This window comes from Azospirillum sp. B506 (genome assembly GCF_000333595.1).
Classification (GTDB): domain Bacteria; phylum Pseudomonadota; class Alphaproteobacteria; order Azospirillales; family Azospirillaceae; genus Azospirillum.
The window spans coordinates 1-15,334 of sequence record NZ_BADK01000474.1 but is presented as its reverse complement, the minus strand read 5'-3'; the positions used below and the strand labels follow the sequence as shown (position 1 = coordinate 15,334).

Annotated in this window: 18 protein-coding genes; 12 read left to right on the top strand and 6 right to left on the bottom strand. The window is 68.7% G+C overall.

The window, feature by feature from the left end:
• A partial coding sequence (locus tag I71_RS14245) for an AsmA family protein (protein WP_042695509.1) occupies window positions 1-770 on the bottom strand: 770 nt, incomplete at its 3' end.
• Window positions 771-1,014: 244 nt separating this feature from the next.
• Here I71_RS14245 and I71_RS14240 point away from each other — a divergent pair.
• On the top strand, window positions 1,015-1,242 hold the full coding sequence (locus I71_RS14240; protein ID WP_307188990.1) for a DUF4169 family protein: 228 nt from the start codon (window positions 1,015-1,017) through the stop codon (window positions 1,240-1,242).
• Between the two features lie 177 nt (window positions 1,243-1,419).
• Complete coding sequence (locus I71_RS14235; protein ID WP_042695507.1) at window positions 1,420-2,226, top strand: DUF2189 domain-containing protein; 807 nt, start codon at window positions 1,420-1,422, stop codon at window positions 2,224-2,226.
• 65 nt (window positions 2,227-2,291) lie between these two features.
• Here I71_RS14235 and I71_RS14230 read toward each other — a convergent pair whose 3' ends face one another.
• Complete coding sequence (locus tag I71_RS14230) at window positions 2,292-2,489, bottom strand: DUF1192 family protein (protein WP_042695506.1); 198 nt, start codon at window positions 2,487-2,489, stop codon at window positions 2,292-2,294.
• 118 nt (window positions 2,490-2,607) lie between these two features.
• Between I71_RS14230 and I71_RS14225 the strand changes: the two genes are divergently transcribed.
• The 5 genes from I71_RS14225 (at window position 2,608) to I71_RS14205 (ending at window position 6,397) form a co-directional block, all read left to right on the top strand.
• Window positions 2,608-3,624, top strand: a complete 1,017-nt coding sequence (locus I71_RS14225; RefSeq protein ID WP_042695505.1) for an NAD(P)H-quinone oxidoreductase — start codon at window positions 2,608-2,610, stop codon at window positions 3,622-3,624.
• A 304-nt stretch (window positions 3,625-3,928) separates the two neighbouring features.
• Window positions 3,929-4,543 (top strand): DUF1013 domain-containing protein, encoded by a 615-nt coding sequence (locus I71_RS14220; protein WP_042695514.1) that lies wholly within the window; start codon window positions 3,929-3,931, stop codon window positions 4,541-4,543.
• Between the two features lie 58 nt (window positions 4,544-4,601).
• Window positions 4,602-5,195 (top strand): UbiX family flavin prenyltransferase, encoded by a 594-nt coding sequence (locus I71_RS14215; RefSeq protein WP_042695504.1) that lies wholly within the window; start codon window positions 4,602-4,604, stop codon window positions 5,193-5,195.
• A 141-nt stretch (window positions 5,196-5,336) separates the two neighbouring features.
• A complete protein-coding gene (locus I71_RS14210; protein WP_042695513.1) occupies window positions 5,337-6,017 on the top strand; it encodes a carbonic anhydrase in 681 nt (226 codons plus the stop codon).
• Between the two features lie 119 nt (window positions 6,018-6,136).
• Window positions 6,137-6,397: a hypothetical protein gene (locus I71_RS14205; protein WP_042695503.1), complete on the top strand. Its 261-nt coding sequence runs from the start codon at window positions 6,137-6,139 to the stop codon at window positions 6,395-6,397.
• Here I71_RS14205 and I71_RS14200 read toward each other — a convergent pair.
• The gene (locus I71_RS14200; RefSeq protein WP_042695502.1) at window positions 6,373-8,148 is read right to left on the bottom strand and encodes a tetratricopeptide repeat protein; all 1,776 of its coding nucleotides are present in this window, start codon (window positions 8,146-8,148) and stop codon (window positions 6,373-6,375) included. The two genes, I71_RS14205 and I71_RS14200, sit on opposite strands and share 25 nt — an antisense overlap.
• A 182-nt stretch (window positions 8,149-8,330) precedes the next feature.
• Here I71_RS14200 and I71_RS14195 point away from each other — a divergent pair, with 182 nt between their 5' ends.
• Window positions 8,331-8,744, top strand: a complete 414-nt coding sequence (locus tag I71_RS14195; RefSeq protein WP_042695501.1) for a hypothetical protein — start codon at window positions 8,331-8,333, stop codon at window positions 8,742-8,744.
• A gap of 18 nt (window positions 8,745-8,762) precedes the next feature.
• Here the strand turns inward: I71_RS14195 and I71_RS14190 are convergent, their stop codons facing one another.
• Both I71_RS14190 and I71_RS14185 read right to left on the bottom strand, forming a co-directional pair.
• Window positions 8,763-9,212: a TIGR02444 family protein gene (locus I71_RS14190; protein ID WP_042695500.1), complete on the bottom strand. Its 450-nt coding sequence runs from the start codon at window positions 9,210-9,212 to the stop codon at window positions 8,763-8,765.
• Window positions 9,213-9,232: 20 nt separating this feature from the next.
• Window positions 9,233-10,327 carry an ATP-dependent 6-phosphofructokinase gene (locus I71_RS14185; protein ID WP_042695499.1) on the bottom strand — a complete coding sequence of 365 codons (1,095 nt, stop codon included), beginning with the start codon at window positions 10,325-10,327 and terminating at the stop codon, window positions 9,233-9,235.
• A gap of 288 nt (window positions 10,328-10,615) precedes the next feature.
• Between I71_RS14185 and I71_RS14180 the strand changes: the two genes are divergently transcribed.
• Window positions 10,616-10,816 carry a YdcH family protein gene (locus I71_RS14180; RefSeq protein WP_042695498.1) on the top strand — a complete coding sequence of 67 codons (201 nt, stop codon included), beginning with the start codon at window positions 10,616-10,618 and terminating at the stop codon, window positions 10,814-10,816.
• Between the two features lie 50 nt (window positions 10,817-10,866).
• Here I71_RS14180 and I71_RS14175 read toward each other — a convergent pair whose 3' ends face one another.
• The gene (locus tag I71_RS14175; protein WP_199902178.1) at window positions 10,867-11,319 is read right to left on the bottom strand and encodes a group III truncated hemoglobin; all 453 of its coding nucleotides are present in this window, start codon (window positions 11,317-11,319) and stop codon (window positions 10,867-10,869) included.
• A gap of 214 nt (window positions 11,320-11,533) precedes the next feature.
• Here I71_RS14175 and purE point away from each other — a divergent pair, with 214 nt between their 5' ends.
• The 3 genes from purE to I71_RS14160 form a co-directional block, all read left to right on the top strand.
• Window positions 11,534-12,070 carry a 5-(carboxyamino)imidazole ribonucleotide mutase gene (gene purE, locus I71_RS14170; protein ID WP_083897157.1) on the top strand — a complete coding sequence of 179 codons (537 nt, stop codon included), beginning with the start codon at window positions 11,534-11,536 and terminating at the stop codon, window positions 12,068-12,070.
• Window positions 12,071-12,093: 23 nt separating this feature from the next.
• Window positions 12,094-13,218 carry a 5-(carboxyamino)imidazole ribonucleotide synthase gene (locus I71_RS14165; protein WP_042695497.1) on the top strand — a complete coding sequence of 375 codons (1,125 nt, stop codon included), beginning with the start codon at window positions 12,094-12,096 and terminating at the stop codon, window positions 13,216-13,218.
• Window positions 13,219-13,853: 635 nt separating this feature from the next.
• On the top strand, window positions 13,854-15,334 hold a 1,481-nt coding region (locus tag I71_RS14160), incomplete at its 3' end, for an EAL domain-containing protein (RefSeq protein ID WP_042695510.1).

Sequence of the window (15,334 nt, the reverse complement as noted above, 5' to 3'; positions counted from 1 at the left end):
CCCTCGGCCCGCAGATCGCCCTGAACCTTCGATCCGCCCGCGCTGCCGCCGCCGGTCAGGATGCCGGCGAAGCGCAGGGTGGCGTCGGTGTGCGGCATCGACAGGGTGGCGCGAACCGGCACCGCCGCCCCTTCGGTGAAGCGGCCGGCGGTGGCCTCGCCATGCAGGGAAAGGCCGCGCAGACGGAAATCGCCCTGCATCTGGAAGGGGCCGTTCAGGCTGCCGGCGGCGATGCGGGCGCTCAGCCCCTCCACCGTCTCGGTCCGGCCGTTGCGGTCGTCGCGGTAGATGACCGTGCCGTTGTCGATCAGCACCTGATCGAAGCTGACGGCGGAGACCAGCCCCTCGGCGGCCCCCAGCCCGTCGTCCTTGCCGGTGCCGGCGGTGGACAGGTCCCAGTTGATGCGGCCGTCCTTCAGCACCTCCACCACGAAGGTCGGCTCGACCAGCGCGATGCTTTCGACCTGGACGCGGCCGCCCAGCAGCGGCCCGAGCGCCACGCGGGCATCCAGCTTCTTCAGGCGCATCATGTCGGGTTCGGCGGCCCCGGTGGCGTTGGCCAGCCGGGCGTCGCGCACGGTCAGGGCCGGCGACGGCAGCAGGGTGAAGCCGACGTCGCCCCGCAGTTCCACCCGCCGGCCGGTCGCCTGCGACACCCGCTCGGCGATGGCGCCCTTGTAGGCGTTCCAGTCGATCAGGCTCGGCGCCGTCAACAGCAGACCGGCCGAAACCGCCAGTCCGGCCAGTGCAGCGATCAGGATCTTCTTCACCGGGTTTCCGCCTTCCCTGCGACCGGCCTTGTGTCGGCCGCGCCCCTTATCCACCACGATTCACGACGTCGATGCAAAGACCCGTTCCCCCACCCGCCGCACCGTCCGCTTCCGATGCGCGCCATCCTTCGGTAAGCTAGCGCCCGCAGAAGAAACAAGCAATTTGGGCAATCCCACGGCCAAGTCGGGATCCGCCCGATTTTTTCGTGACGTTTTTTCGTCCCGCCGCCTGCCGGAATCGGCCGTGCGGCACCTGAACCCCCTGGAATCAGCCACCGGAGACCGTGCCATGGGCGACGTGGTCAACCTCAACCGTTTCCGCAAGACCCGCGACAAGGCGGAACGTGCCAAGGAAGCGGAGGCGAATCGGGCGCGATTCGGCCGCACCAAGGCGGAAAAGGAGCGCGACCGCAAGGAGGCGGAGCGGCGTGCTCAGACTTTGGATGGGCATAAGCTCGACGGGCAGGACTGACCGGATAGGCCGAAGGGACGGTAAAGACCAAGCTGCGGGGTGGGAATAACCTCTGCGTTTTTGTTACTATTTGATATGCAGATAGTTCCCTATTGCGACTATCAGTCAGACTGTGTGACAGTGCCGGTCATGGGCGCCGGCGGGCGCTTTCCTTGGCTGATGGGGAGGGCCGTCATCATGGTCGACATGACGTCTTTTCGCGGACCGGTTCACACGCCTCAGACGCAAACCCCGAACTGGCTGCCGGCGATCCGGTCGGTCGAGATGGACCGCCCCTGGGTCTGGCTGGCCTCGGCCTGGGAGGACATGATGGCCGCCCCCGGCATCAGCTTCGCCTATGGCGCGCTGGCGGTGATCTCCAGCTTCACGCTGGTGGTCGGGCTGGCGATGCTGGACATGGAGTATCTGCTGTTGCCGATGGCGGCGGGCTTCATGCTGGTCGGCCCGCTGTTCGCCGTCGGACTCTATGAAACCAGCCGGCTGCTGGAGCTGGGGGAACGGCCGACCATCGGCAAGGTGGCCGCCGCCTACCGCCGAAACGGGGTGCAGATCGCCGGGATCGGCATGGTGCTGATGCTGGCGCTGCTCGCCTGGATCCGCGTCGCCTTCCTGATCTTCGCCCTGTTCTTCTCCGGCGAACCGCCGGCGCTGGACCAGCTGGTCGACCGTATCTTCTTCTCGGCCGAGACCATTCCGTTCCTGCTGACCGGAACGGTGTTCGGCGGGATCATCGCGACGGCGGTGTTCTCCATCGCCGCGGTGTCGGTGCCGATGCTGCTGGACCGCGAGACCGACGTCTTCACCGCCATGGCGACCAGCATCGCGGTGGTGCGCGCCAACGTCAAACCGATGGTCGCCTGGGGTTTCCTGATCGCCCTGTTCATGAGCGCCGGGATGGTCACCGGCTTCCTCGGGCTGGCGATCGCGCTGCCGGTGGTCGGCCATGCCTCCTGGCACTGCTACCGCGATCTTGTCGGGCGGTGACGGAACACCGTCCACCTCCGGGAGCGAACGAAGCCCCTCTCCCCTTGCGGAAGAGGGGCTTTTTTTCATCCCTTCTTGAAAAAGGCTTCGGCCGCCGATTTCTGCGCCTGCTTGGCGGCGATGGCGGCGCGGGCGCGGGTGATCTCCGCCTCCAGCGTCGCGATATAGGCCTCGATCTCGGCCACGCCCATCACGGTCAGATCCTTGGGCGCCGGCCTGGCCTTGCGCGGCTCCAAATCCTCGAAACGGTCATCGATGGCCATGGCCTGGTTCCCTTCCCTGCCCGCGGTCCTGTCCCGGTCCGGCTTGTCAGGCCGGTCGGGCAAATCTACCTTTCGGGCCTGAGATTGCCAAACAGACAAAACCGAAGGGATCGCCGCCATGGGCCTGAGCCTGCCCGACAGCATGCGTTGCGTCGAGATCACCCAGCCCGGAGGGCCGGAGGTGCTGCGCCCGACGCGCCGCCCCACCCCGGTGCCCGGCCCCGGTGAAATCCTGGTGGAGGTCGCCGCCGCCGGGGTGAACCGCCCCGACACGCTGCAGCGCCAGGGCCGCTACGACCCGCCGCCGGGCGCGTCGGACCTGCCGGGGCTGGAGCTGTCCGGCACGGTGATCGCGATCGGCGACGGGGTGGAGGGCTGGGCCAGCGGCGACAAGGTCTGCGCCCTGGTCGCCGGCGGCGGCTATGCCGACTATTGCGCGGTGCCGGCGGTGCAGGCGTTGCCGGTTCCCGCCCCGCTGTCGATGGTCGAGGCGGCGGCGGTGCCGGAAACCTTCTTCACCGTCTGGACCAACGTGTTCGAGCGCGGCGCCCTGAAGCGCGGCGAGACGCTGCTGATCCATGGCGGGTCGAGCGGCATCGGCACCACGGCGATCCAGCTGGCCAAGGCCTTCGGCGCCACGGTGTTCACCACCGCCGGCAGCGACGACAAGTGCCGCGCCTGCGAGGAGCTGGGGGCCGACCGCGCCATCAACTACCGGACCGAGGATTTCGTCGCGGTCATCCGCGAGGCGACCGGCGGACGCGGCGTCGACGTGGTGCTGGACATGGTCGGCGGCGATTACATCGCCCGCGACATCGACATCATGGCGGTGGACGGCCGCCACGTCTCCATCGCCTTCCTGCAGGGAGCCAAGGTGTCGCTGAACATGGCGCCGGTGATGACCAAGCGGCTGACCCTGACCGGATCGACCCTGCGCGCCCGGCCGGTGGCGGAGAAGGGCCGCATCGCCGCCGCCTTGCTGGAGCATGTCTGGCCGCTGCTGGAGACCGGCGGCATCAAGCCGCAGATCCACGCCACCTTCCCGCTGGAGCAGGCCGACGAGGCGCACCGGCTGATGGAAAGCAGCGCCCATATCGGCAAGATCGTGCTGACGGTGGGGGCGGACGCGGCCTGACTTTGCGCTTTTCTTCGCCTTGCGGGCGCCGTCGGGCTTGCCATCGGCAGGCAAGACAGGTTAGCAGAGGCGAGCGGGCGGCCGGGATTTCCCGGTGCGCCTGCGCAAGCATGCTTACGCGGACCGGTATTCGCCCTATATCGTGGTGACGAGACGGGGCGGGTGCCACGGGGTCACAACCGGGTCACAACCGGGTCACCCCGGGGGGCCGCGAAGTCGCCGCCGCGCCGCATAACCAGTTAGAACGGCCGACCGCGCCTCCCGCCGGGGGGTGCGGCCGGTGAAGAGTTTGCCAGGAGGGATGATGGCACTGCCCTTGATGCCGAAAGCGACAGCCGTGTGGCTGGTCGAGAACACGTCCTTGTCCTTCGAGCAGATCGCCGCCTTCTGCGGCATGCATTCGCTGGAAGTCCAGGCCATCGCCGACGGCGAGGTCGCGGTCGGCATGGTGGGGCTGGACCCCATCGCCAACGGCCAGCTGACCAAGCAGGAAATCGAGCGCTGCGAGAAGAACCAGGATCTGCGCCTGCGGCTTCTGGTCGCCGACCTGCCGCAGGTCGCCTCCCGGTCCAAGGGTCCGCGCTACACCCCGATCACCAAGCGCGGCGACAAGCCGGACGCCATCGCCTGGCTGCTGAAGCACCATCCGGAGCTGTCGGACGCCCAGGTCTGCCGCCTGATCGGCACCACCAAGCCGACCATCGCCGCGGTGCGCGACCGCACCCACTGGAACGTCGCCAACATCAAGCCGCGCAGCCCGGTGATGCTGGGCCTCTGCTCCCAGCGCGAACTGGAGGAGGCCCTGGCGCTGGCCATCCGCCGCGGCGGCGTGCCGCGCGCGCCGGAGGATGCCGCCGAGGACTTCTACGGCGAAGGCCGCGAGGACGACAGCTATTCCGAGCAGGAAGACGCGCACTGAGGGGTGGGAGTTCCTCTCCCGTTCCGGGAGAGGAACTCCAGAGAGCTTTAGGGAGTCCATGACCGGTCCCACCACCACTCCGCCCCGGCTCGTCGTCGGCATCAGCGGCGCGTCCGGGGTGATCTATGGCATCCGCGTGCTGCAGACGCTGCGGCGGATCGGCGTCGAATCGCATCTGGTGGTCAGCCGGTCGGCCGAGGTCACGCTGGCGCATGAATCCAGCATGAAGGTGGCGGAGCTGCGGGCGCTGGCCGACGTCAGCTATGCCGCCGCCGACATCGGCGCCGCGGTGTCCAGCGGCAGCTTCCGCACGCTGGGCATGGTGGTCGCCCCCTGCTCCGTCCGCACGATGAGCGAGATCGCCAGCGGCGTCACCTCCACCCTGCTGACCCGGGCGGCGGACGTGGCGCTGAAGGAACGGCGGCGGCTGGTGCTGATGGTGCGGGAGACCCCGCTGCATCTGGGCCATCTGCGCACCATGACCGCGCTGGCCGAAATGGGGGCGGTGATCGCACCGCCGGTTCCCGCCTTTTACGCAAAGCCGCAGAGCATCGACGATCTGATCGACCATTCGGTCGGCCGGGTGCTGGACCTGTTCGGGCTGGATGCCGGCAATCTTCGCCGCTGGGGCGAGCGTCCGGAAGAAGCCTGATCCGCCGTCACGGCGCTCCTTTGCTGCACCGGCACAACAGGCGGCTTGGTCCGCGGATGCAATGCAGTTATACCGCTTTCAGTGGACTATGACGCGGAGCCGGCGCCAATGCCGGACGGCAGACACGGGAACCAGCCGACCATGCCCTTCACCAGCAAACCGAGCGAGCCCATCCGCCAGCTTCTGGCAGGCATCAAGGCCTTCCGCGCCCGCTATTACGAGCGGCGCCCCGACAGCATGCGGCTGCTGGCGACCGAAGGGCAGCACCCCGAGGTCCTGCTGATCGGCTGTTCCGACAGCCGGGTCGACCCCGCGCTGCTGACCATGGCGGAGCCCGGCGAGCTGTTCGTCGTGCGCAACGTCGCCAATCTGGTCCCGCCCTATCAGCCCGACGGCGCCTATCACGGCACCTCCGCCGCCATCGAATATGCGGTCAGGGCGCTGAAGGTTTCGGAAATCATCGTGCTGGGCCACGCCCAGTGCGGCGGCATCCAGGGCCTGATCCGGCTGCGCGCCGGTCAGAAGGCCGAGGACGATTTCGTCTCCCCCTGGGTGTCCATCGCCGGATCGGCGCTCGACCCCTATGTCGGCCCGGAAGGCTCCGAACAGGCCCGCGCCGATGCGGAGAAGCTGCAGGACACGCCGGCGGTGATCGAACGGGCGGCGGTCCGCGCCTCGGTGGACAATCTGTTGAGCTTCCCCTTCGTGCGCGAAGGCGTGGACGCCGGCACGCTGAACATCCATGGTTGGTGGTTCGACATCGAATCGGGCGAGATGTGGGCGATCAACCCCATCACCCGCCTGTTCCAGCCGGTCGAGTGAGCGGTTTCGGACCAGGAAGCGGTACGCCCGGCGCCGGCATGGGAATTGCCGGCCCCCTGCCCTGTTGAGGGCGAAGGAAGACATTTTCTTCGCACGCCTCACCAGAGAAAGGGACTGCCATGAAGACCGCGCTTCGCTTCGTGATCGCCGCCGCCGTGCCGCTGGCGCTCGCCGCCTGCAACCAGACCAGCAGCAACAGCGGTGGCGGAGGGCTGTTCGGCGGAAGCGGTGGCGGGCTGTTCGGGTCGGGAAGTTCCGACACCTACGCCCGCAACGGCCGCTGCGACGACCCGCGCTACAACACCTCGAACGGCGGCCATGCCGAGGCCGGGACCGACGATTACGACTGCTCCCGCTACGGCAACGGCCTGAAGCGCTGAACCAGCGCCGCCAGTTCGGCGGCCATGCGTCCGGCGACCGCGGACCAGTCGCCGGGCGCCGGCTGGCGGAACAGGCGCGCCGTCGGATACCAGGGACTGTCGTCGCGGCCGGTCAGCCAGCGCCAGTCCGCCGAAAAGGGCAACGCAACCCACAGCGGCACGCCCAGCGCCCCCGCCAGATGGGCCGGCGCGGTGCAGGACGACACCACGAGGTCGAGGTTCGCCATGATCGCCGCGGTGTCGGCGAAGTCGGCGATCTCCGGTCCGAGATCGGCGAAGCAGTCCGGCAGGACGGCAGCGGCAAGGTCGGCGCGGCCCGGCCCCATCTGCAGTCCGTAGAACCGGCAACCGGGAACGTCGAACAGATCGCGGAGGCCGGCGAGCCTGGGCGACCGCTCCTCGTCGCCGGGAAAGCGCGGGTTGCCGGCCCAGACGATTCCGACGCGGACTCCGCCTTGCGTCGCCAGCCGATCGCGCCAGCGGGCGACGCGCGCGGGATCGGGCCGCAGATAGGGGGTGTCGGCCGGCACGCTGTCCAGGGCAGTGGCGAAGGCACGCGGCAGGCTCATCAGCGGGCATTCGAGATCGAAGGGCGGCAGCGGATCGCCGCGGGCGATGACCTGCGCCGCTCCCGCCACCCCCTGGATCAGCGGCAGCAGGGGCCGCTGCACCTCCAGCACCACCCGGCCGCCGCGCGCCGCCACCAACGGGACATAGCGCAGGAACTGCAGCGTGTCGCCCAGCCCCTGTTCGGCATAGAGCAGGATGGTCCGGCCGTTCAGCGGCTCCCCCCGCCAGGTCGGCTGATTGAGCCGGCGCCAGGGCGGCTCGGCCGCGTCATCATGGCGGCGCCAGTCGAACTCCGGCCAGCCGCGCCCGTAGTCGCCGGCCATCAGCCGGGCGAAACCGAGATTCCAGTGCAGGCCGACATCCTGCGGACGGTCGGCCAGGGCCAGCTCGAAATCGGCCACCGCCTCCGCCGGGCGGGCCATGGCGATCAGGGCGATGCCGCGCGCCGCCTGCAACGACGGGCCGGGCCGCAGGCGCTCGGCCGCCGCGAACGCCTCCAGCGCGTCCGGGAAGCGCCCGAGCTTGGCCAGCACCGATCCCAGCACCTCCCACGCCTCAGCGGTCGAGCGGTCGATGGACAGCGCTGCACGGGCGGTGGCCTCGGCCTCGGCCCAGCGGCGTTGCGCGGCACAGGCGGAGGCGAGCGTCGCGTGGGCGATGGGTGAGCCGGCGTTCAGCCGCAGCGACCGCCGCGCACAGCGTTCGGCGGAGGGCGCATCACCGCAGGACAGCAGGGCGGCGGCGCGGTTCGCCAGCGCGTCGGCATGGTCGGGCGCCAGGGCCAGGGCCAGGCCGCTCGCCGACAGCGCCGCCGGTCCCTGTCCCAACCGGCGCAGCGCGGCGGCGCGGCTGGCATGGGCATCGGCCAGATCCGGCAGCAGGCGCAACGCCCAGCCATAGAGCCGCACCGCCGGATCGAGGGATCCGGCGGACTGCCGCACCCCGGCAAGGTTCGACCATCCGCCGGCCGCATCGGGGCGCAACGCCACGGCCAGACGCAGACGGCTGTCCGCCTCCGCCAGCCGGCCGGTCTGGGCGGCGAGCACGCCCAGCAGCTGCATGGCATCGGCATGGCCGGGGTCGGCGCCCAGGATGCGGCGATAGATGTCCTCCGCCTCCGCCATGCGACCCGCCTGATGGTGGTCGAGAGCGATCAGCAGGGCCTGCGACACTGTAACCATCGGAACTCTTAAGGAATTGCTGGCGCGCCGTCGGGACCCGGATCATGCCCCGGCAACACATCCGCGGTCCAGCCGGACACTGCCGGAAATCGTCGCAAACGGTCACAGAATCGGGATTTTCCCTGCATTGTCATGACGCTCACCCATCGCTATTGTCCGCCCCGTTCTTCGAGGAGCGGATCATGACCACCCGCCCATTCCGGGCACCCTGCCACGCCGGCTTCGGTCGGATCGTCGTCGCCGCCGCCCTGATGTTCGGTTTCGGGATCGCCACCGCCCAGGCCAACGAAGGCGCCAAATCCAACGGCTGCCCGTGGTCGCAGGATGTGACGCTGGAAATCAACGGCAAGACCCTGACGCTGAAGCAGGAGGTCTTCACCACCACCAGCGCCGAACCGGTGGAGATCGAACAGTTCAAGGTGTTCCCGCTGATCGACCAGCTGAAGCTGCGCATCATCGGCCCGAAGGGGCGCGAATGGGAAGCGGCGCTGACCCGGCTGGTCAGCGGCAAGCGCTGCAGTGCCTTCTATGCGGGCAAGCCGGTGCTGGTGTCCAACACCGTGCGGGACCCCAACGAGCTGATCCTGAACAGGTAGGACGGGACGCCGATCCCGTCACCTCTCCCCCAGCACCCCGACCAGATCGTCCAGCGCCGGGTCGCCACCAGGCACCAGCAAGGCCATGTTGGCGGCGGCGAGCTGCACGGCTCCGCCCGGCTGGGGGCCGAATCCCCCGGCGGCGAACAGGCGGTCCTGCTGGACGCGCTCCGCCTCCAGTTCGGCCGCCTTCATGCGGCGGTAGAAGGCGTCGTCCTCCGCCTTGGCGCGGCGGCGCAGGGCGCGCAGCGGGCGGACCACCTCCTCCCGCCAGCCGGCCACCGTCCCATCGATGCGGAGAAGCTCGTCGGCGGACAGGCCGATGCCGCAGTCCAGCCCCGCCCAGGCGGCGAAGAGCAGGACATTCACATCCACCCCGCGCCGGTCCTGGAGGGCCAGACAGCAGGCCGGCACCCCCGGCCGCCCATAGACGGCCAGGGAAAAGTCCCAAAAGGGATTCGCCGACATCGTGCCCGTCTCCGTCCGGATCAGTCGCCGAAGCTGATGTTCAGGCCGCGGGCGGTCTTCACCAGCGCGCCGTCCAGCTCGACGCAGGAGTAATGCTCGATCGCCTCGGTGATCGGCACGTCGATGACACCGCGGTTGGACCAGGCGACCATGCGGTTGAACCTGCCCTCGGCGATCAGGTCGACGGCATGGACGCCGAAGGCCGAGGCGATCAGGCGGTCGCGCGGGCTGGGCATGCTGCCGCGCTGGACATGGCCCAGCACGGTGACGCGCGTCTCGGCCCCGGTGGCGTCGGCGATCTTCTCGCCGATGTAATCGCCGATGCCGCCATAGCGCTTCTCGCCACCCTGGAGCACCTTCTTGACCCCGGTGCCTTCCAGCGTCTTCACCGCCTCCGACACCACCACCAGGGCGAAGTTGCGGCCGGAGTCGCGGACGCTCTGGATCTTGGCGGCGATGCTTTCGATGGAATAGGGGATCTCGGGGATCAGGATCACGTCTGCACCGCCGGCGATGCCGGCCGCCAGCGCGATATGGCCGGCATCGCGGCCCATCACCTCCAGCACCATCACGCGGTGGTGACTGGCTGCGGTCGGCTGCAGGCGGTCCAGCGCCTCCACCGCCACAGCGACGGCGGTGTCGTAGCCGACCGACACCTCGGTCTTGCCCAGGTCGTTGTCGATGGTCTTGGGCACGCCCACCATCGGGAAGCCGCCCTTCTGGGCCAGCTTGTGCAGGATGGCGAAGCTGCCATCGCCGCCGATGCCGATCAGCGCGTCCAGCCCAAGCTCGCGGTAGCCGCCGATGATCTCGTCGGAGCGGTCCTTCAGCGTGCCGTCGGGCATCGGGTAGGCGAAGGGGTCGCCGCGGTTGGTCGTGCCCAGGATGGTGCCGCCCTGGCGCATCATGTGGCCGTCGACCGAGCCGAGATCGAGCGTCTGGTACTGCACCGGACGCTGGAGCAGGCCCTGGGTGCCTTCCTTGATGCCCAGCACCTGCCAGCCATAGCCGGTGGCCCGGTGGACCACCGCACGGATGACCGCGTTCAGCCCGGCGCAGTCGCCGCCGCTGGTCAGGATGCCGATGCGCTTGCCGGCTTTATTAGGGGCAGTCATTGAGAGTTTCCCGTCCCGTTCGCCTGTTCATTGAAATGGACCACCATGTTACCGGAACAGACGTTTCCCGCAATCATTGCCGGCATCCGCAAAGGAGGCATAGTGTCCCGCCCCCTGCCCCGCCGGGAGCGCCGTGACCGACAAAGGCAGGGGGTAAAGGGCAGATCCGGCGGTTTGGCGGTGCCGTGCCGCCGGAACTCTGGTATAGTCCGGCCTGCCCAGCCAACGGGTCACCCGCAAGAGCACCCCCGAACCATCCGGGGCAACGGCCATTCCTAAACGGGCGCGATGAACGAGCAAGAGATTTTGAAGGAAAAGCTGGCGAGCTTGCGCAGCGAGCACCGCGACCTGGACGACGTCATCGCCCGGCTGGCCGAACGTGCGCCCTATGACCAATTGCAGATGCAGCGGCTGAAAAAGCGCAAACTGATGCTGAAGGACCAGATCATGGTCCTGGAAAGCCGGATGCTGCCGGACATCATTGCGTGACTGCCCGATAGTCCCCTCTCCCCCCGGGAGAGGGAGAAATCACGCTCCGCTCACCCCTTCTTGGGCACCGTGAAGAACTGGATGCCCATCTGGAAGCTGCGGGCGATGTTCTCGGCCTTGCCGATCAGGAAGTCGGCGCCCTCGGCGGGCAGGATCTCGTGGGCGGTCTCACGGAACAGGCCGAGCCAGCGCTGGAAATGCGTCGGCTCCAGCCCCAGCGAAATATGCACCGGCATCGGGCGGCCGTCATAGCGCTGGGTCAGCAGCGCGATGGATGACCAGAAATCCATCATCTTGCGCAGATGCGGTTCCCAATCGGTGATGGCGCGGCCGAAGATCGGCCCCAGAACCTCGTCCTTCATGATCTTGCCATAGAAGGTCCGCACCAGCGTTTCGATCGACGCCTCGTCGATGCCGACGGCGGACATACGCTCCTCCGCCATGGCGGCACGGATGTCGCGGTGCTCTTTGCGCTCGTCTTGGCTGGGAACGGTGTCGGTCATGCGTCGGGTCCGCTGGTGGGAATGAGCAGGGTCTATCCAGCCCATATAAGGCGGCACCATAAGTGGAACCATGTTGCGTCGGAAGGGCCGGAATGTCGCAGCGGCAAGCTGGGATTCGTCCGATGGCGGCGGGAGGGGCGGCGGCGGCTCTGGACAGCCGCCCGACTCTTCCTATAATGCGCCGCTTTCCGGACCTAGAGGAAGGCGCCAGCCCGTGACTGCCGATCATTCCCCGCACAGCTCCCCGTCGGCTGCCGGCGTCCAGCCGCTGGTCGGCATCATCATGGGCAGCCAGTCCGACTGGACGACGATGAAGCATGCCGCCGACACGCTGGCGGCGCTGGGCGTCCCGCACGAGGTCCGCATCGTTTCCGCCCACCGCACCCCGCACCGGCTGGTGGAGTATGCCACCACCGCCAAGGCGCGCGGGCTGAAGGTGGTGATCGCCGGGGCCGGCGGGGCCGCCCATCTGCCGGGCATGGCCGCGTCGATGACGCCGCTGCCGGTCTTCGGCGTCCCGGTCGAAAGCCACGCGCTGAAGGGCATGGACAGCCTGCTGTCCATCGTGCAGATGCCGGGCGGCGTCCCGGTCGGCACGCTGGCCATCGGCAAGGCCGGCGCCATCAACGCCGCGCTGCTGGCCGGTTCGGTCATCGCGCTGATGGACCCGGCGGTGGCCGACGCGCTGGACGGCTGGCGCGCCCGCCAGACCGCAGCGGTGGCCGAAGCCCCTGCAGACGACCCTGCCTGAACGCGAGAGAAAGCCCGACCGTCATGACCGGCACCCCTACCGGCACCCCCCTGCCCCGCCTCGCCCCCGGTTCCACCATCGGCATGCTGGGTGCCGGACAGCTCGGCCGGATGACGGCGCTGGCCGCCGCAAGGCTGGGCTACAAGACCCATGTCTACGCCCCCGACGCGGCGGACAGCCCGGCGGCCCAGGTCAGCGCCGCGGCGACCGTCGCGGACTGGGACGACCTGGAGGCGCTGGAGCGTTTCGCCCGCTCGGTCGACGTGGTGACGCTGGAGTGGGAGAATGTGCCGGTCGCCACCGCCGAGCATCTGCGCCGCTTCACCACCCTGAATCCCGGCCCGAACGTGTTGTCGGTGGCGCAGGACCGCATCGCCGAGAAGAGCTTCGTCAACAAGCTGGGCATCGCCACCGCCCCCTGGCGCGCCGCCGGCAGCGCCGGGGAGGTCGCCCGCGCGGTGGCCGAGATCGGCCCGCGCTGCGTGTTGAAATCGACGCGGCTCGGCTATGACGGCAAGGGTCAGGCACGGCTGGACTCCGGCAGCGATCCGGCGGCGGCCTGGGCCGGCATCGGCGGCGGCAAGCCCGACGTGGAGGGCATCGTCGAGGGCTTCGTCACCTTCGCCTGCGAGGTGTCGGTGATCGTCGCCCGCGGCGCCGACGGCGCCATGGTCGCCTATCCGGCGGTCGAGAACCGGCACAAGGACGGCATCCTCGACGTCACCATCGCCCCGGCGGCGCGGGAGAAGGTCTCGGCCGAAACCGCGGCGGAGGCCGACCGCATCGCGCGGCGGATCGCCGAGGCGCTGGATCTGGTCGGCGTGCTGGCGGTCGAGATGTTCGTCACCGCCGACGGCGCCGTGCTGGTCAACGAGATGGCGCCGCGCCCGCACAACTCCGGCCATTGGACGATGGACGCCTGCGCCACCTGCCAGTTCGAGCAGCTGGTGCGCGCCGTCTGCGGCCTGCCGCTGGGTTCGGTGGAGCGGGTGGCGGATGCCGAGATGACCAACCTGATCGGCGACGACGTGCTGCGCTGGCCGGAGCTTCTGGCCGAACCGGGCGCCCGCCTGCACCTGTACGGCAAGGCCGAAGCCCGGCCCGGCCGCAAGATGGGCCACGTCAACCGGCTGTTCCCCCGGCGCTGACGCCCAGACCCGCCCGAGGGCGGCCCCCGGCACCCTATGCAGGCACCCTATACAGGCCCCGCGACCGCTCCGGTCGGCGGGGCCTTCTTTTTGGCGAACACGGTTTCCTTGGGCGGACGGCGGTCGGTCCCGTCACGGCCGACAGGCAGCCACTGCACGCGCTGCGCCGATGGATGGGCATCACCGGTTTTTCGGCCGCGACGGGATGACGGAAGAATGTCGGCATGGGCAGTCCCAGGCAAGGCTGGAAAAGCTCAACCTGAAGGCGCAAGCCGCGTACCTCCTCGGCGGTTGCCCGGCGAACAAGGAGAGCCCCCTCCCTCTGTTCGGGTCCTTTTCGACCAGCCGGCCCTCGCCTCGATCCGGAAGGCCGGGCGGTGACGCGGCTGTTGATGCCGTCGTCCCTTCGGAATGATTTCTGTGAGGTTTTCGGCAACGATAATTCCCGGCAATACGGCGATATGACAACGCACGGCATGTTGCATTGCATTCGATAGATATACGGCACAAATCCATGCATTTATCCCCGGCATGGGTCATTCATTGCCAACACGCTTTTAACTTGTGTCAATCTTGGTTACCCTCTGTGGCATTCAGCCTGAAACTCTCTAAACTTTGATGCAATTCACAACCGAATGACGATGCCCTCGCAGCAGGATGGCGCAGGCCGTTCCTCCACCGTGATCGGACCGGTCGTCAGCCCGGCTTCCGCTGCAGGGCAGCGCCGTCCGCAGTCCAGCCGCGACCGCGACCGCTTCGTCGGCTTCGCCTTCGCCGCTGCCGACCTGCTGATCGAGACCGATGCGCAAGGCACCATCCTGTTTTCCGCCGGTGCCCGCTGCCGCCTGACCAGGGGCGAGGTCGGCGGGCTGGTCGGCACCAACCTGATGGAGGTGGTCGCCCCCGGCGACCGCAAATACGTCCATGTCCTGTTCGACCGCATCCGCGACAAGGCTCGGATCAAGCCGTCGCGCGTGCAGTTCCAGGGCTTCGACGGCGAGCAGTTTCCCGTGCTGTTGGGCGGTTGCCGGCTCGATTCCTGTCCGGGGTCGCTGTTTCTGACCGTCCTGCTGACCGCTCCGGGCCGCAGCGGCGCCGGCACCGCGGCCGCCCAGGGCGAGCTGTTGGACCAGACCGGATTCGCCGGCATCCTGGAGGAACGGATCCTCGCCGCCCGCGAGCGGGGGCTGGACCAGGGGCTGACGCTGCTGCTGGTCGAGGGGCTGCAGGCGATGGTGGACTCCCTGCCGGAAGGGGCCGCCGCCGAGGTGCGCGAGGGCATCGACGCCTATCTGCGCGGCATCTCCGCCGATGGCGACAGCGCCGGACAGCTGACCGGCGACCGCTACGGCATCGTCCACGCCGCCGACATCGACGGGCGCGAGGTGCAGGGGCACATCGCCCAGATCATCGAGGCGGCGGGCGGCGCCCTGCCCGGCGGCATCCGGTCCTGGACGCTGGACATGACGGACGACCGGCTGGACGCCGCCGACGCCGCCCGCGCGCTGGTCTACACCGTGCAGGCCTTCGCCTCCGCCCAGGGCGGGGAATTCACCATCTCCAGCCTGGAGGATGGGGCCAACCGGTTGATGGCCGGGGCGGTGGAGCGGATCGGCCAGATGCGCGCCACCATCGACAACCGCGACTTCATCGTCGTCTACCAGCCGATCGTCGACATCGCCAACGGCGCCGTCCACCATCTGGAGGCGCTGACCCGCGTCGACGGGATGAGCTCGCCCGCCGACTTCATCACCTTCGCCGAGGATGTCGGGCTGATCTATGATTTCGACCTGCTGCTGACCCAGACGGTGCTGGACACGCTGCAGAAATTCCGCAAGGAACCGAAGCTGCCCGACGTGGCGATCAACCTGTCCGCCAAGACGCTGATGAGCCCGATCTTCCTCAAGCAGTTCCAGTCGGTCGTCGCCCCCTATGGCGATCTGGCGACCAAGCTGCTGATCGAAGTGACGGAAACCGTGGTGGTCACCGACATCGCCAAGCTGAACGGGGTTCTGCAGAAACTGCGCGAAAGCGGGTTCCGCATCTGTCTGGACGATGTCGGCGCCGGATCGACCAGCTTCCAGTCGCTGTACGGCATCCAGGCCGATACCCAAGA

Excerpts from the sequence above, each read along its gene's own strand:
- I71_RS14235 (WP_042695507.1), top strand. The coding sequence starts at position 1,420 with ATGGTCGACATGACGTCTTTTCGCGGACCGGTTCACACGCCTCAGACG.
- I71_RS14230 (WP_042695506.1), bottom strand. The coding sequence starts at position 2,489 with ATGGCCATCGATGACCGTTTCGAGGATTTGGAGCCGCGCAAGGCCAGG.
- I71_RS14225 (WP_042695505.1), top strand. The coding sequence starts at position 2,608 with ATGGGCCTGAGCCTGCCCGACAGCATGCGTTGCGTCGAGATCACCCAG.
- I71_RS14220 (WP_042695514.1), top strand. The coding sequence starts at position 3,929 with ATGGCACTGCCCTTGATGCCGAAAGCGACAGCCGTGTGGCTGGTCGAG.
- I71_RS14215 (WP_042695504.1), top strand. The coding sequence starts at position 4,602 with ATGACCGGTCCCACCACCACTCCGCCCCGGCTCGTCGTCGGCATCAGC.
- I71_RS14210 (WP_042695513.1), top strand. The coding sequence starts at position 5,337 with ATGCCCTTCACCAGCAAACCGAGCGAGCCCATCCGCCAGCTTCTGGCA.
- I71_RS14205 (WP_042695503.1), top strand. The coding sequence starts at position 6,137 with ATGAAGACCGCGCTTCGCTTCGTGATCGCCGCCGCCGTGCCGCTGGCG.
- I71_RS14200 (WP_042695502.1), bottom strand. The coding sequence starts at position 8,148 with ATGGTTACAGTGTCGCAGGCCCTGCTGATCGCTCTCGACCACCATCAG.
- I71_RS14195 (WP_042695501.1), top strand. The coding sequence starts at position 8,331 with ATGACCACCCGCCCATTCCGGGCACCCTGCCACGCCGGCTTCGGTCGG.
- I71_RS14190 (WP_042695500.1), bottom strand. The coding sequence starts at position 9,212 with ATGTCGGCGAATCCCTTTTGGGACTTTTCCCTGGCCGTCTATGGGCGG.
- I71_RS14185 (WP_042695499.1), bottom strand. The coding sequence starts at position 10,327 with ATGACTGCCCCTAATAAAGCCGGCAAGCGCATCGGCATCCTGACCAGC.
- I71_RS14180 (WP_042695498.1), top strand. The coding sequence starts at position 10,616 with ATGAACGAGCAAGAGATTTTGAAGGAAAAGCTGGCGAGCTTGCGCAGC.
- I71_RS14175 (WP_199902178.1), bottom strand. The coding sequence starts at position 11,319 with ATGACCGACACCGTTCCCAGCCAAGACGAGCGCAAAGAGCACCGCGAC.
- I71_RS14165 (WP_042695497.1), top strand. The coding sequence starts at position 12,094 with ATGACCGGCACCCCTACCGGCACCCCCCTGCCCCGCCTCGCCCCCGGT.